Origin of the sequence: Enterobacter sp. CCUG 70166 (genome assembly GCF_020224095.1) — a bacterium.
Classification (GTDB): domain Bacteria; phylum Pseudomonadota; class Gammaproteobacteria; order Enterobacterales; family Enterobacteriaceae; genus Enterobacter; species Enterobacter intestinihominis.
In genome coordinates this window covers 40,729-54,530 of the sequence record NZ_NRIQ01000041.1, presented here as the reverse complement: position 1 = coordinate 54,530, position 13,802 = coordinate 40,729, and the positions used below count along the sequence as shown (strand labels likewise).

At 58.0% G+C, this 13,802-nt stretch carries 12 protein-coding genes; 2 read left to right on the top strand and 10 right to left on the bottom strand.

The features are described from left to right. Positions 1-337: 337 nt before the first annotated feature. From CKK19_RS18335 to CKK19_RS18315, 5 genes are read right to left on the bottom strand one after another with little or no spacing between them, the layout of a single operon-like run. The gene (locus tag CKK19_RS18335; RefSeq protein WP_015571883.1) at positions 338-1,213 is read right to left on the bottom strand and encodes a MurR/RpiR family transcriptional regulator; all 876 of its coding nucleotides are present in this window, start codon (positions 1,211-1,213) and stop codon (positions 338-340) included. Next, the gene (locus CKK19_RS18330) at positions 1,210-2,160 is read right to left on the bottom strand and encodes an iron-siderophore ABC transporter substrate-binding protein (protein ID WP_023306962.1); all 951 of its coding nucleotides are present in this window, start codon (positions 2,158-2,160) and stop codon (positions 1,210-1,212) included. The genes CKK19_RS18335 and CKK19_RS18330 overlap by 4 nt, the downstream gene beginning before the upstream one ends. 9 nt (positions 2,161-2,169) lie before the next feature. Continuing rightward, a complete protein-coding gene (locus tag CKK19_RS18325; protein WP_063854392.1) occupies positions 2,170-3,210 on the bottom strand; it encodes a FecCD family ABC transporter permease in 1,041 nt (346 codons plus the stop codon). Then, positions 3,207-4,190 (bottom strand): FecCD family ABC transporter permease, encoded by a 984-nt coding sequence (locus tag CKK19_RS18320; RefSeq protein ID WP_045307988.1) that lies wholly within the window; start codon positions 4,188-4,190, stop codon positions 3,207-3,209. The genes CKK19_RS18325 and CKK19_RS18320 overlap by 4 nt, the downstream gene beginning before the upstream one ends. Next, on the bottom strand, positions 4,187-4,999 hold the full coding sequence (locus CKK19_RS18315) for an ABC transporter ATP-binding protein (protein ID WP_063854393.1): 813 nt from the start codon (positions 4,997-4,999) through the stop codon (positions 4,187-4,189). Before CKK19_RS18315 ends, CKK19_RS18320 begins: the two co-directional genes overlap by 4 nt. Before the next feature lie 383 nt (positions 5,000-5,382). Between CKK19_RS18315 and CKK19_RS18310 the strand changes: the two genes are divergently transcribed. Further along, a complete protein-coding gene (locus CKK19_RS18310; RefSeq protein WP_225455201.1) occupies positions 5,383-7,512 on the top strand; it encodes a TonB-dependent siderophore receptor in 2,130 nt (709 codons plus the stop codon). Positions 7,513-7,638: 126 nt separating this feature from the next. Here CKK19_RS18310 and parE read toward each other — a convergent pair whose 3' ends face one another. Genes parE through nudF form a run of 5 tightly spaced genes read right to left on the bottom strand, consistent with a single transcriptional unit; the run spans position 7,639 to position 12,047 of the window. Next, on the bottom strand, positions 7,639-9,531 hold the full coding sequence (gene parE / locus CKK19_RS18305) for a DNA topoisomerase IV subunit B (protein ID WP_023306966.1): 1,893 nt from the start codon (positions 9,529-9,531) through the stop codon (positions 7,639-7,641). Positions 9,532-9,559: 28 nt separating this feature from the next. Further along, positions 9,560-10,141: an esterase YqiA gene (gene yqiA / locus CKK19_RS18300; protein WP_022649423.1), complete on the bottom strand. Its 582-nt coding sequence runs from the start codon at positions 10,139-10,141 to the stop codon at positions 9,560-9,562. Next, positions 10,141-10,968: a 3',5'-cyclic-AMP phosphodiesterase gene (gene cpdA / locus CKK19_RS18295; protein ID WP_023298619.1), complete on the bottom strand. Its 828-nt coding sequence runs from the start codon at positions 10,966-10,968 to the stop codon at positions 10,141-10,143. Before cpdA ends, yqiA begins: the two co-directional genes overlap by 1 nt. A 27-nt stretch (positions 10,969-10,995) precedes the next feature. Continuing rightward, positions 10,996-11,418, bottom strand: coding sequence for a DUF1249 family protein (locus CKK19_RS18290; protein WP_003862516.1), 423 nt, complete (start codon positions 11,416-11,418; stop codon positions 10,996-10,998). Next, entirely contained in the window at positions 11,415-12,047 is a 633-nt protein-coding gene (gene nudF, locus CKK19_RS18285; RefSeq protein ID WP_225455200.1) for an ADP-ribose diphosphatase, read from the bottom strand. The genes CKK19_RS18290 and nudF overlap by 4 nt, the downstream gene beginning before the upstream one ends. Positions 12,048-12,250: 203 nt before the next feature. On the opposite strand from nudF, the gene tolC reads away from it, so the two are divergent. After that, the gene (tolC, locus tag CKK19_RS18280) at positions 12,251-13,729 is read left to right on the top strand and encodes an outer membrane channel protein TolC (protein ID WP_063854391.1); all 1,479 of its coding nucleotides are present in this window, start codon (positions 12,251-12,253) and stop codon (positions 13,727-13,729) included. The last annotated feature ends 73 nt before the right edge of the window (positions 13,730-13,802 follow it).

Sequence of the window (13,802 nt, the reverse complement as noted above, 5' to 3'; positions counted from 1 at the left end):
TTCCTTGCTACTCTGTAACGACATGACCGGTGAACGTGCCAGGGTGGCTCAGTCGCCACCACCCTGGCGACCCGGGCTCCCGGCGGTAAATCGCCGCTTCGCGGTGCCCTCGGCTTATTCCTTCCGGCTTATCGGGTACGGGCGGAGGCAACGTCCCTGTAAAGCCGCCCTCTCGGCGCATCCCTGCGCCTCGCCCCGGCCGGAAGGCAAACGCCTCAGCGATTTACAGCCGGACCAGGGCATCGCTGACAGCCCTCAGTCATTTAGAAAGCAACTTTATTGCTTCTGCATAAAAAAATTACTGGGGATCCCTCAGCCCACGGGGAGAGGGGGAAAATCAACCGCTCTTCTTGCCCGGCTTTAATCCGCGGTGTAACTCGTTGATGCGCTTCATCGACTTGATGGTGCGCTGCGGCTCGGTGGAGGCGACGGACAGAATAATCATCTCCAGGCACAGCAGCACCGTGCCGTGCAGCGGGATTTTGCCCTTCTCGCCGCCGCGCGGGACGTGGATCACTACGCTTGCCTCTTTGCTAAAGCGCGAGTCAGTGGCGTTGGTCAGCAAAATGGTGGGAATACCCAGGCGCTTCGCTTCGCGCAGCGTGGTCTGTCCCTCCCGGTGCGCGGATTTTTGCGCCATCATTACCAGCACGTCACCGCGCTGTAGGGCAATCAGCTGTTCGGCGAGGCCAATACCGGTGCGGTTGAGCGGGATCGCAGGCAGGCCTATACGGCTAAACAGTCGCGAGGTGTACTCAGCCAGAATGCCGGATGCGCCAATGCCAAAAATAGCGACCTGTCTCGCCTGCGCCAGCAGCGACACCGCCTGCGCCATCGCGTAGCGGTTGCCCGGTTCGGACAACACCGCGCAGGTGTGTTGATGGCCTTCCAGCACAAAATCGATGCTCGCGTCGACGTCGCTGGTAAGCGTGTTTACCGTCGTGGACATCTTCTCGCTGGAGGTGACCACCGGGCCAAACCACTGCTCCAGGGTCTGCTTGAGATCCCGCAGCCCGCCAAACCCAAGCGCCTGAATGGCACGCACCACGGTGGCGTCCGAGGTGTGTAGCACAGCGGCAATCTCCATTGCCGTCTGCTCCATAACCGCTTCACGATTTTCATTGATATAGCTCGCCACCTGCAGCAGGCGCGGCGTCAGCTGGTGCGCCCGCGAGCGGAGGCGGTCGCCGTAGACATCAATTTTTCGGATCATCGAGCGGCCTCCGGCAGCGGACGGCCCGCTATCTGCGACTGCACCTGCGCGGCCATCAGCCCCAGCGAGGCAAATGAATTTGAGATCGCTTCCTCGCGGGAGATGAGCACGTAATGCCCGGTTCGGCAGGCGTTGAGAAACTGACACCAGCCCGGCATCACCGCATCCATCGCCGCCAGCTCGTCCTGCGGTTTTCCGCCGGTGTCCCCGCGCCAGGTTGCAAAGACAAAATCAGCATCCAGCTCCGGCAGACGCTCGGCGCTGACGTCGATGCGCCCGCCCTCCGGGATGCTCTCAATCAGCGGCGGGAACCTGAACCCTGCGTCCCGCAGCACGCGCCCAAGCGAGTGGTAGCTGTGCATGGCGTTGATTTTGCCCTGATTGGCCTGAATCACCGAGACGGTCAGTTTGCTCGTATCGATGGTCGCCTTTAGCGCCTCGATCTGCTCCTGATAGCGACGCTCCAGAATCTTCAGCCGCGCCTCTGTCCCGGTAAGCTGCGCCAGCTTGCGGTAGATCTCCGGCGCGCCGCCGTCGAGGTGATCGATACTCACCGTCGGGGCAATTTTTTCCAGCTGTTCGACCGGCGTGTTGCGGGTCGGCTCGGTGATGATAAGATCCGGCTTCGCCGCGGCGATGGCTTCAATATCGATATCGGCGGTGCCGATGAATGTGATGTCGGAATTATCAAAATCGATGCCCGTCAGCATGCCGCTGGAGCGCAGAAAATGGCTGCCGTCCGGTCGGGTACGGCCATGGCTGGCAACCGGCGGTACGCCAAGCTCGATCAGCGGAATGGTGATATCCAGGTCGTGCAGGGACACAATCCGCTTCGGGTTAACCGGCACCACCACTTTGCGGTTCAGGTCGTCAGTAAACGTCTGCGTTGGCTCTGCGGCTCCTGCAGCAAAACCCACCAGCACCAGCATTGCAAAAAATACGCGCATTTCTATCCCCTAAAATCGATCCCGACGCTGCCAGAGCAGCAGCAGGAAAAACGGTCCGCCAATCAGTGAAATGACAATTCCCGCCGGCAGCTGCAACGGGAGAAATGCCAGCCGCCCGACGTTATCCGCCAGCAGCACCAGCAGCGCGCCCAGTACGGCACTTCCCGTCAGCAGTGCCGTTTGCCCTCCGCGCAGCAGCAGGCGCGCCATGTGCGGGGCAATCAGCCCGACAAAGCCGATACTCCCCACGCAGGAGACGCAGGCCGCGGTGAGCACCACGGGGGCAAACACGCGCAGCAGCGCGAGGCGTGAAGTCCGCACGCCCAGCCCCGTCGCAGTGTGGTTGCCGAGCAAGGCTACGTCTGCGGCGCGCGCGGTTAAGAGCAGCAGCGCAAACGCCGGCACTGTCCAGGCAGCAGCGATGCTGACCAGCGTCCAGCTTGCCGCATGCAGACTCCCCGCCAGCCACAGCATCGCCGTCTGGACGTCGCGCACGTCGGCGGTCGTCATAAAGACCCCCATCGCGGCGGCAAACGCCCATGACACGCCGATGCCGATCAGGATGAATCGCGGGCGCGAGATATCACGCGCCAGCGCCACTACCAGCAGCGCGGTCAGCAGCCCACCGGCCATGCCGATAAGTGGACGCCAGTACGGCCCCAATCCCGGAAACTGAAAAATCAGCAGCAGCACCGCCGCGCTACAGCCCTCTTTCACACCGATAAGACCGGGGTCAGCAAGGCCATTGCGGGTAATGGACTGCATGGCCGCCCCCGCCATGCCGAGCATCGCGCCGCACAGCACCGCCATCAGCAGGCGCGGCAGACGGATATCCATCACAATGTAATGCGCATCCGCCGTCAGACTTTCAGGATAAAACAGCGCACGTCCGATGGCGGAAGCAGGAATGGGCAGCGAGCCGTGCGTCAGGCCAAAACTTAGCAGCAGTAAAACGGCAAGGTTTAAAACGGTCAGATACAGCAGCGCCCTCGGGCGAACCAGCGCCGAGAAGGAGGAAAATCGTACTGCCCTCAATCCAGCCCGGTTCATTTGAACATCCTTGACGCCATAAGGATAAAGACCGGCGCGCCGACCAGCGCAGTCATCACGCCGGTTGCCAGCTCATACGGCGTAAACAGCGTGCGGGCGGCGATATCCGCCATCAGCAGAACCAGCGCCCCGCAGAGGGCTGAGAGCGGCACCATCACGCGCAGGTCCACCGATACCAGACGGCGAATCAGCTGCGGCACAACGAGTCCGATAAACCCGATCGGTCCGGCAACTGAAACCGCCGCGCCGCACAGCAGGGCGATGGCCAGCAGCGCGAGCAGGCGCGTTTTCATCAGCGACACGCCAAGCCCCTGCGCCATTCTGTCCCCCAGCGCCAGCATGTTCAGCGACGGCGACAGCCAGAGCGCCAGCGCAAAACCCACGGCAGCGGCCCCCGCGGCGCTAGCGGTCGTCTCGCCGATGACTCCCGCCACATCCCCCGCAAGCCAGGTCCGCATGGCCAGCAGCGTCTGTTCATCCAGAATCAACACCGTGGCGGTTATCGATGAGGCAAATGCCGACATCGCCACGCCGCACAGCGTGACTTTCATCGGCGTGAGACCGGTACGCCCGGATGAGGAGAACGTTAGCACCAGCAAAAAGAGCGCGGCGGCGCCGGCTGCGGCTATCAGAGGGCGGCCAAACGGCAGCGACAGCCCGAGGGCACTCGTCAGCACCACCGCCAGCGCCGCCCCTGCATTTAGCCCCAGGATATGCGGCTCGCCGAGCGGGTTGCGGATCACTGACTGCAGCAGCACGCCCGCGACGCCGAGCGCCGCGCCCGTCACCAGGGCGGCGCACAGTCGCATCAAGCGCAGCCTGACGATCACGCTATGCTCAAAATTGCGCGGGTCGAAGTGGAAAAATGCGTCTACTACCGTCCGGGGGGCGATAACGCGCGCCCCGATGCTCAGGTGCGCAATCGCGCCTGCCAGAAGCAGCAGCGTAAAGAGAATAAAGGCCACAGACGTGCGCATCATGGTTTGTCGACAGCCTGACGGAACGGCATAAAGAACGGCTTGCCGGTCAGCGGGTTAACCGACATATGCACGTCGACATCAAACACCGCTTTGATCAGCTCCGGCGTGCAGGCATCGCCCTCATGCAGTACCCCCTCAACCTTTCCCTGACGTAAAAAGACCAGCGAATCACCGTAGTTCACGGCGAAGTTGAGATCGTGCAGAACCACCACCACGGTGCGCCCGTGCCGGCGAGTCAGCGTGTGCAGCAGTTCGAGGATCTCCACCTGGTAGCGAAGATCGAGGTACGTCGTGGGTTCATCCAGCAGGATGTAGGGCGTTTGCTGCGCCAGTACCATGGCGATCCAACAGCGCTGGCGCTGGCCGCCGGACAGGCTTTCAACCAGATGATGGGCAAACTCTGCCGTTCCGGTAAGGCGTAACGCCTCTTCCACGGCCCGCTCGTCTTCTTCGCTCCACTGGCGCATCACGTTCTGCCAGGGGAAACGTCCGCGCGAGACCAGATCAAATACGGTTAACCCTTCTGGAAGCAGCGGAGACTGCGGCAGGATCCCGAGCTGGCGGGCGACCGCTTTGGTTGGCTGCGAGTGGATGGCTTTGCCGTCCAGCACCGCGCTGCCGCCGAGCGGCTGAAGCAGCCGCGCGAGGGTACTTAACAGCGTCGATTTTCCGCAGCCGTTTGCGCCCACCAGAACAGTCATTTTCTGCTGGGGGATCGCAAGGGAGATATCATCAACGATGATTTTTTTCTGGTAACCCGCGGAGAGGTTCTCAAGAACCAGTCCCGGCTTTTTGATGTAGTGAGCCACGTGAACGCCAACGTAAGAAAAAAACCAACAAATAAAAATAAAACTCATTCTCTTTTGTGAGTTTGCCGCCGCGCCATGTAGTAGTCAAGCGAAGATATACCCTGTAAACCCCAGGGATAACTGAGCATCGCTTCACAAATCGAAATTCCTTTTTATCAATTATTTTCAATGCCTTAAACAGGAAATCAACGCGTATTAGCCAGAGAGAAACCGCTGTAGCGAAATTTTTATTTATTCCATTTACTACTACACCCCCTCATGCTTGAATGATTCTCAATTACAAGTCCGATGCCGTAGAGGCTAACGGACAGACCGTAAGGGCAATGACTCACACATTCTTCCGCGAGCATTTCATCGCAGGATATTTTGGGAAAACAGATGTAATGGCTAAGTTCACACCTTCATTCGCCGGGGTAAAAGGGCGCGCGCTCTTTTCACTCCTGTTCATGGCACCTCTGGTGCACGCAGCAGCAAAAGACGGTGAGACGCTTACCGTCACTGCCGACCCTTACGCTTCCACCGACGCCACCAGCGGCTATCAGCCCCTGAACACCTCCACCGCCACGCTGACCAACATGCCGATGCTGGACATCCCGCAGGTGGTCAATACCGTCAGCGATAAAGTGCTGGAAGACCAAAACGCGACCACGCTCGACGAGGCGCTGTATAACGTCAGCAACGTGGTGCAGACCAACACCCTGGGCGGCACGCAGGATGCCTTCGTGCGCCGTGGCTTCGGCGCAAACCGCGATGGCTCGATCATGACCAACGGCCTGCGCACCGTGCTGCCGCGCAGCTTCAATGCCGCAACCGAGCGCGTGGAGGTGCTAAAAGGCCCGGCCTCGACCCTTTACGGTATTCTTGACCCCGGCGGCCTGATTAACGTAGTGACCAAACGCCCGGAGAAAACCTTCGGCGGCTCGATTTCTGCCACATCAACCAGCTTTGGCGGCGGTACCGGACAGTTTGACGTCACCGGTCCGATTGAAGGTACGCGTCTGGCCTATCGCCTGACGGGGGAGTATCAGGACGAGGATTACTGGCGTAATTACGGCACCGAACGCAGCACCTTTATCGCCCCGTCTTTGACCTGGTTCGGCGATGATGCCACCGTGACCGTGCTCTATTCGCATCGCGACTATAAAACGCCGTTCGATCGCGGAACGATCTTCGATCTCAACACCAAAAAGGCCGTCGACGTCGATCGCAAAACCCGCTTTGATGAGCCATTTAACGTGACCGACGGTCAGTCCGACCTCGCTCAGCTTAACGCGGAGTATCGCCTTAACAGCCAGTGGACCGCGAAGTTCGACTACAGCTACAGCCAGGATAAGTACAGCGATAACCAGGCTCGCGTGATGGCCTACGATTCAAAAACCGGCAACCTGACCCGCCGCGTGGATGCGACCCAGGGTTCGACCCAGCGTATGCACACAACGCGGGCAGATTTGCAGGGGAACGTGGACATCGCGGGCTTTTACAATGAGATCCTGACCGGCGTGTCGTATGAGAATTACGATCTGCTGCGTACGGACATGATTCGTTGTAAGAACGTTAAGGATTTCAATATTTACAACCCGAGCTATGGCAGCCTCGGCAAGTGCACCACCGTCTCGGCATCCGACAGCGATCAAACCATCAAGCAGGAGAGCTACTCCGCTTACGCGCAGGACGCGCTGTACCTGACCGATAAATGGATCGCCGTTGCCGGGCTGCGCTACCAGTATTACACCCAGTACGCGGGCAAAGGCCGTCCGTTTAACGTCAACACCGACAGCCGCGACGACCAGTGGACGCCGAAGCTGGGCCTGGTATACAAGCTCACGCCGGCAGTCTCCCTGTTTGCTAACTATTCCCAGACGTTTATGCCGCAGTCGTCCATTGCGAGCTACATCGGCGACCTGCCGCCGGAAACGTCGAACGCGTATGAAATAGGCGCTAAATTCGACCTGTTCGACGGCATTACCGCCAACATTGTGCTGTTTGATATCCACAAGCGCAACGTGCTGTACACCGAGAGCATCGGTGATGAAACCGTCGCCAAAACCGCGGGCCGCGTGCGCTCGCAGGGTGTCGAAGTGGATCTCGCCGGATCGCTGACCGAGAACACCAACATTATCGCCAGCTACGGTTATACCGATGCGAAGGTGCTGGAAGACCCGGACTACGCGGGCAAACCGCTGCCGAACGTGCCGCGCCATACCGGCTCCCTGTTCCTGACGTACGATATTCACAATGCGTTTGCCGGGAATACGCTGACAATTGGCGGCGGCGGGCACGGCGTGAGCCGTCGTTCAGCGACTAACGGTGCGGATTATTATCTGCCGGGCTATTTCGTGGCGGATGCATTTGCGGCGTACAAAATGAAGCTGCAATATCCGGTGACGCTACAGGTGAACGTGAAGAATTTGTTTGATAAGACCTACTACACGTCGTCGATTGCGACCAATAACCTGGGCAACCAGATTGGCGACCCGCGTGAAGTGCAGTTTACGGTGAAGATGGAGTTTTGACGTCAGTACGAGGCGTTCCCCTCACCCTAACCCTCTCCCCAGAGGGGCGAGAGGAGCGATCGTAGGCCCGGTAAGCGCAGCGCCACCGGGCAAAAAAAAGCCCTGCATCGCAGGGCTTTTTCAGCATCAGGCCTCAATATCCGCCATATCGCCTTTCTCCTGCAGCCAGTTACGTCGGTCTTCCGAACGTTTCTTGGCAAGGAGCATATCCATCATGGCGTTGGTTTGCTGTTCGTCTTCGTCGCTGATCGTCAGCTGCACCAGACGGCGCGTGTTCGGATCCAACGTCGTTTCGCGAAGCTGCATCGGGTTCATCTCGCCCAGCCCTTTAAAGCGCTGCACGTTCGGTTTGCCCTTCTTGCGCTTCAGCTGTTCCAGCACGCCCGCTTTCTCTTCTTCCGTCAGCGCATAGTAGACTTCTTTGCCAAGGTCGATACGGTACAGCGGCGGCAGCGCCACGTGGACGTGACCGTTTTTCACCAGCGTGCGGAAGTGCTTCACGAACAGCGCGCACAGCAGCGTGGCGATGTGCAGACCATCGGAGTCCGCATCCGCGAGAATGCAGATCTTGCCGTAGCGCAGCTGGCTCAGATCGTCGCTGTCCGGATCGATGCCGATCGCCACCGAAATATCGTGTACTTCCTGCGAGGCCAGCACTTCATCAGAAGAGACCTCCCAGGTATTCAGGATCTTACCCTTGAGCGGCATGATCGCCTGATATTCACGATCGCGCGCCTGCTTGGCCGATCCGCCCGCCGAGTCCCCTTCCACCAGGAAAAGCTCGGTGCGGTTGAGATCCTGCGCGGTACAGTCCGCCAGCTTGCCCGGCAGCGCGGGGCCGCTGGTCAGCTTTTTACGCACCACTTTCTTCGCCGCGCGCAGACGACGCTGGGCGCTGGAGATCGCCATTTCAGCCAGCATTTCTGCGGCCTGAACGTTCTGGTTCAGCCACAGGGTAAACGCATCTTTCACCACGCCGGAAACAAACGCCGCACACTGGCGTGACGACAGGCGCTCTTTAGTCTGACCGGCAAACTGCGGATCCTGCATTTTCACGGAAAGCACGTAGGCGCAGCGGTCCCAGATATCTTCTGCGGAAAGCTTCACGCCGCGCGGCAGAATGTTGCGGTATTCGCAGAACTCGCGCATCGCATCCAGCAGACCCTGACGCAGGCCGTTGACGTGCGTCCCACCGAGCAGCGTTGGGATCAGGTTGACGTAGCTTTCCGTCAGCAGCTCACCGCCTTCAGGTAGCCACAGCAGCGCCCAGTCCACCGCCTCGGTATCACCTTCGAAATTCCCGACGAACGGTTTTTCCGGCAGGGTCGGCAGGCCGTTAACCGCTTCGCACAGGTAGTCGTTCAGACCCTTTTCGTAGCGCCAGCTCTGTTCGGTGTTGTTAACGTGATCTTTAAAGGTGATTTCTACGCCTGGGCACAGCACCGCTTTGGCTTTCAGCAGGTGCGTCAGGCGGGAAACAGAAAAGCGTGGGCTGTCGAAGAAGCTTTCGTCAGGCCAGAAATGGACGCTGGTGCCGGTGTTGCGTTTACCGCACGTCCCGACGACCTGCAAATCCTGCACTTTTTCGCCGTTTTCAAACGCGATGTTATACACCTGGCCGTCGCGACGGACGTTCACTTCCACGCGCTTTGACAGGGCGTTAACCACAGAGATCCCCACGCCGTGCAAGCCGCCAGAGAACTGGTAGTTTTTGTTGGAGAACTTACCGCCCGCATGCAGACGGCAGAGGATCAGCTCAACGGCAGGAACCCCCTCTTCCGGGTGAATATCCACCGGCATGCCGCGGCCATCGTCGATGACTTCCAGCGACTGATCGGCGTGCAGGATAACGTCCACGCGTTTGGCATGACCTGCCAGCGCTTCGTCCACACTGTTATCAATTACTTCCTGGCCCAGGTGGTTTGGGCGCGTCGTATCGGTGTACATCCCCGGGCGGCGGCGAACCGGCTCAAGCCCGGTGAGTACCTCAATGGCATCAGCGTTATAGGTTTGCGTCATGATTTAAGCTAGCAATTCGCATTGATTGTCAGTGGCTGTGCAGTCCAAGAAAATCGACAATCTGGGTGAAATGATCTTCAAAGCCCGTGAAAGCATGGTTTCCGCCCTCTTCTACAGTCTGGCGGCAGGATGCGTAATACGCCACTGCCTGGCGGTAATCCAGCACTTCATCTCCCGTCTGTTGCAGCAGCCAGATAAGATCGGGCGCTTCAAGCGGGTCGACCTGCATAACTTTGAGATCGTAAATATGGCGTGACTCTAGCACATATTGTTGGCCGGTGTAGGGGTTCTCGTTTTCGCCAAGAAAGTCCCTTAACAGCTCAAATGGCCGGACCGCCGGGTTAACGACGACAGCGGGCACCATAAAGCATTGCGACAGCCAGGTGGCGTAGTAGCCGCCGAGGGACGAGCCGACAACGCCAAACGATTCGCCGCCGTGTTCAAGCACAATCGATTCCAGCATTTCTGCCGCGTCCGCCGGATAAGGGGGCAGCTGCGGAATAATCATCTCCACGTGCGGATGATGTTCGCTCAGCCACTGGCGAAACTGCGTCGCCTTTGCGGAACGCGGAGAACTGTTGAACCCGTGCAGATAGAGGAGCGTCGACATCAATAGCCTTCTGAAGCGGTATCCGGGCGGAACTGCGCGCCAGCCAGACGGCACACTTCGGTGGTCAGCGAGCCGTCGGCATGCAGGTCCAGCCAGCGCCAGCCCGGTGCGATGGTGTCCAGCGTGAAGTTAGCGCAATGGGGCTTGAACTGCACGCAGGTGGACGGCGTCGCGAGCAGGCGGCGACCGTTCCAGTCGAGATCCTGTTCCTGGTGAATGTGCCCACACAGCAAATTTTTCACGCGCGGGAATTTCGCCAGCACGCTATCCAGCGCCGCAGAGTTGCGTAAGCTGTGCTGATCAAGCCAGCTACAGCCCGCCGGCAGCGGATGATGATGCAGTAACAGCAGCGTATTACGATTCGGTTCGGCGGCCAGTTTTGTCTCCAGCCAGTCAAGCTGATAGTCGCTCAACTCACCGTGCGGAACGCCAAACACCTGACTGTCGAGGAGCAGAATTTGCCACTGGTCCCCCGTAAAGACACATTTTGCCGGCGAAATCCCCGCCTCCTGAAGCGAACTGTACATGGCGGGCTGAAAATCGTGATTGCCCGGTAGCCAGACGCAAGGCACACTAAAGCTCGCAATTCCTTCGGCGAAATGCTGATAGGCTGCGGAGGATTGATCCTGCGCCAGATCGCCTGTCGCGACGATCAGATCGCATGGCCGCTTTTCAGCATGGATCGCGTCAAGAACCGCCTGATAACTCTCCCAGGTGTTCACGCCCAGAAGCGTCTCATGCTTTTCGGCAAAAAGGTGGGTGTCGGTGATTTGTAATATCCTGACTGGCGCCCCACCAGCAACAGTCAGGTTCAACAGGCTTTCCAAATGGTGTCCTTAGGTAGGTTTATGACGCTAACAAACCGGAATCGCCATTGCTCCATGTGCTAAACAATATCTTAGCCAGTCGGCTAAAAACTGGTTAATTTGATGCTTTTCGTCGCGTTGATGCAACTTTTTATTCGGATAATCATACCGCGCTTTGAAGCGAAAGATCTGCTGGCTTGAACACACTTCAGCGACCATCGCATCATGATAAAGACGTACCGTCATTGACGGCAGGCTCCAGTAGCTGATGCTCGGCGCCGTTTGCTCAATCTCCACCAGCGTAGTGTAGCGCGTTGATTCTGTTATCGTTAACCGATACTGCGCGTTGCTCACCTGATAGCTTACCGTTTCGCCGGGCGCGTCGTTTCGCGGCAGCAGGCGGCGCAGCTGGGCGAAATTGGTTTCGCACAGGCGCATCATTTCTGGGAAGTCAGGTGTATAGCGCTTCATTTTTTCCACTCGTTTCGTAAATTCTGATGATGCAGTTGCAGCCATTGCAAGGCGATGACAGACGCTGCGTTGTCGATTAAACCCTCTTCTACCCATTGGTAAGCCTGCTCCCGACTCACCACATGAACCCGAATATCTTCGTTTTCATCTGCCAGACCGTGGATCCCTTTCGCTGTCGTGGCGTCCACTTCGCCCACCATAATAGATGAGCGTTCCGTTGTTCCCCACGGACTTGCCAGGTAGCTCAACACCGGTTTCGTCCGACCGATCGCCAGGCCTGCCTCTTCCAGCGCCTCGCGGCGAGCGACGTCTTCGACCGACTCACCCTCCTCGATCATCCCGGCCACCATCTCCAGCAACCACGGCGTTTCGCTGGTATCATACGCCGCAATACGGACCTGCTCGACCAGCACGACTTCATCACGCACTGGGTCAAAGGGTAGCAAGACTGCCGCATGCCCGCGCTCAAAAATTTCGCGTTTGATTTCACCGCTCATTTCACCGTTAAACAGGCGATGCCTGAAACGGTAAAGTTCCATTGAAAAAAAACCGCTATAAAGCGTTTCTCGTGCAATAATTTCTACATCGTTTTTGGCGAAGGTGACAGGCACGTTTTCTGGTTTTTGCATCGGTCGAGTCCTGGTAGCAATGGTGATGAAATTGTGAATTTCAAGGCTGTTTGGCTGCCGTTTGTATGGCTATATGGTAGATTGGAGCAAATTACCGCCAGATGGCACGTTACGCCAACCTTTTGGTGTGGATGATTCTGTTAGAATCGGCAATTATTTTTAATTAGATCAGCGCTAATACTGCTTCACAACAAGGAATGCAAATGAAGAAATTGCTCCCCATCCTTATCGGCCTGAGCCTGACGGGCTTCAGTGCAATGAGCCAGGCAGAGAACCTGTTACAGGTCTACCAGCAGGCACGTCTGGGCAACCCTGATTTACGTAAATCAGCGGCCGATCGTGATGCTGCGTTTGAAAAGATTAACGAAGCACGTAGTCCACTGCTGCCGCAGTTAGGCTTAGGTGCAGATTATACCTACACTAACGGTTTTCGCGATAACAATGGCATCGACTCGAATGCCACCAGCGCCTCTTTACAGCTTACACAGACCCTGTTCGACATGTCCAAATGGCGTGAACTGAGTTTGCAGGAAAAGAGCGCAGGCATTCAGGATGTCACCTATCAGACCGATCAGCAAACGCTGATCCTGAATACCGCGACCGCCTATTTCCAGGTACTGAGCGCGATTGACGCGCTCTCCTATACCGAAGCGCAGAAACAGGCGATTTACCGTCAGTTAGATCAAACCACCCAGCGTTTTAACGTAGGCCTGGTCGCGATCACGGACGTGCAGAACGCCCGTTCACAGTACGATACCGTACTGGCTAACGAAGTGACCGCACGTAACAACCTCGACAACGCACTGGAAGCACTGCGTCAGGTCACCGGTAACTACTATCCTGAGCTGGCCTCTCTGAACGTGGACAGTTTCAAAACGGACAAACCGCAGGCGGTTAATGCTCTGCTGAAAGAAGCGGAAAACCGTAACCTGACCTTATTGCAGGCGCGCCTGAGCCAGGATCTGGCACGCGAGCAGATCCGCCTTGCACAGGATGGTCACCTGCCAACCCTGAGCCTGAGCGCCTCTACCGGCGTATCGGATACCAGCTACAGCGGGTCTAAAACGACGTCTCAGGCCTATGACGACAGCAACGTTGGCCAGAACAAAGTGGGCCTCAGCTTCTCTCTGCCGCTGTACCAGGGCGGGATGGTTAACTCTCAGGTGAAACAGGCGCAGTACAACTTTGTGGGTGCCAGCGAGCAGCTGGAAAGCGCGCACCGCAACGTGGTGCAGACCGTGCGTTCTTCCTTTAACAACGTCAATGCCTCTATCAGTAGCATCAACGCTTACAAACAGGCCGTTGTCTCTGCGCAAAGCTCTCTGGACGCGATGGAAGCAGGCTACTCCGTCGGTACGCGTACCATCGTTGACGTGTTAGACGCAACGACCACGCTGTATAACGCGAAACAGCAGCTTTCCAGCGCACGTTACCAGTACCTGATTAACCAGCTGAACATCAAGCAGGCGCTGGGTACGCTGAACGAGCAGGATCTGCAAATGCTGAACAGTACGCTGGGTAAATCGGTATCCACGTCGCCTGACAGCGTGGCGCCGGAAAATCCAGAGCAGGATGCCGCGGTTGATAACTTCAACGCTAACGGCAGCGCCCCGGTTGCACAGCCAGCGGCAGCGCGCAGCACCTCACCTGCCAGCAGCGGCACGAATCCGTTCCGTAACTAAGTGTGTCATCAGGCCCAGTGCGGCCTGATGCCCTCACCCCAGCCCTCTCCCTATGGGCTGAGGGTTCCCCACA

Coding starts and splice junctions, on each gene's coding strand:
- CKK19_RS18335 (WP_015571883.1), bottom strand. CDS start 1,213: ATGATCCGAAAAATTGATGTCTACGGCGACCGCCTCCGCTCGCGGGCG.
- CKK19_RS18330 (WP_023306962.1), bottom strand. CDS start 2,160: ATGCGCGTATTTTTTGCAATGCTGGTGCTGGTGGGTTTTGCTGCAGGA.
- CKK19_RS18325 (WP_063854392.1), bottom strand. CDS start 3,210: ATGAACCGGGCTGGATTGAGGGCAGTACGATTTTCCTCCTTCTCGGCG.
- CKK19_RS18320 (WP_045307988.1), bottom strand. CDS start 4,190: ATGATGCGCACGTCTGTGGCCTTTATTCTCTTTACGCTGCTGCTTCTG.
- CKK19_RS18310 (WP_225455201.1), top strand. CDS start 5,383: ATGGCTAAGTTCACACCTTCATTCGCCGGGGTAAAAGGGCGCGCGCTC.
- parE (WP_023306966.1), bottom strand. CDS start 9,531: ATGACGCAAACCTATAACGCTGATGCCATTGAGGTACTCACCGGGCTT.
- yqiA (WP_022649423.1), bottom strand. CDS start 10,141: ATGTCGACGCTCCTCTATCTGCACGGGTTCAACAGTTCTCCGCGTTCC.
- CKK19_RS18290 (WP_003862516.1), bottom strand. CDS start 11,418: ATGAAGCGCTATACACCTGACTTCCCAGAAATGATGCGCCTGTGCGAA.
- nudF (WP_225455200.1), bottom strand. CDS start 12,047: ATGCAAAAACCAGAAAACGTGCCTGTCACCTTCGCCAAAAACGATGTA.
- tolC (WP_063854391.1), top strand. CDS start 12,251: ATGAAGAAATTGCTCCCCATCCTTATCGGCCTGAGCCTGACGGGCTTC.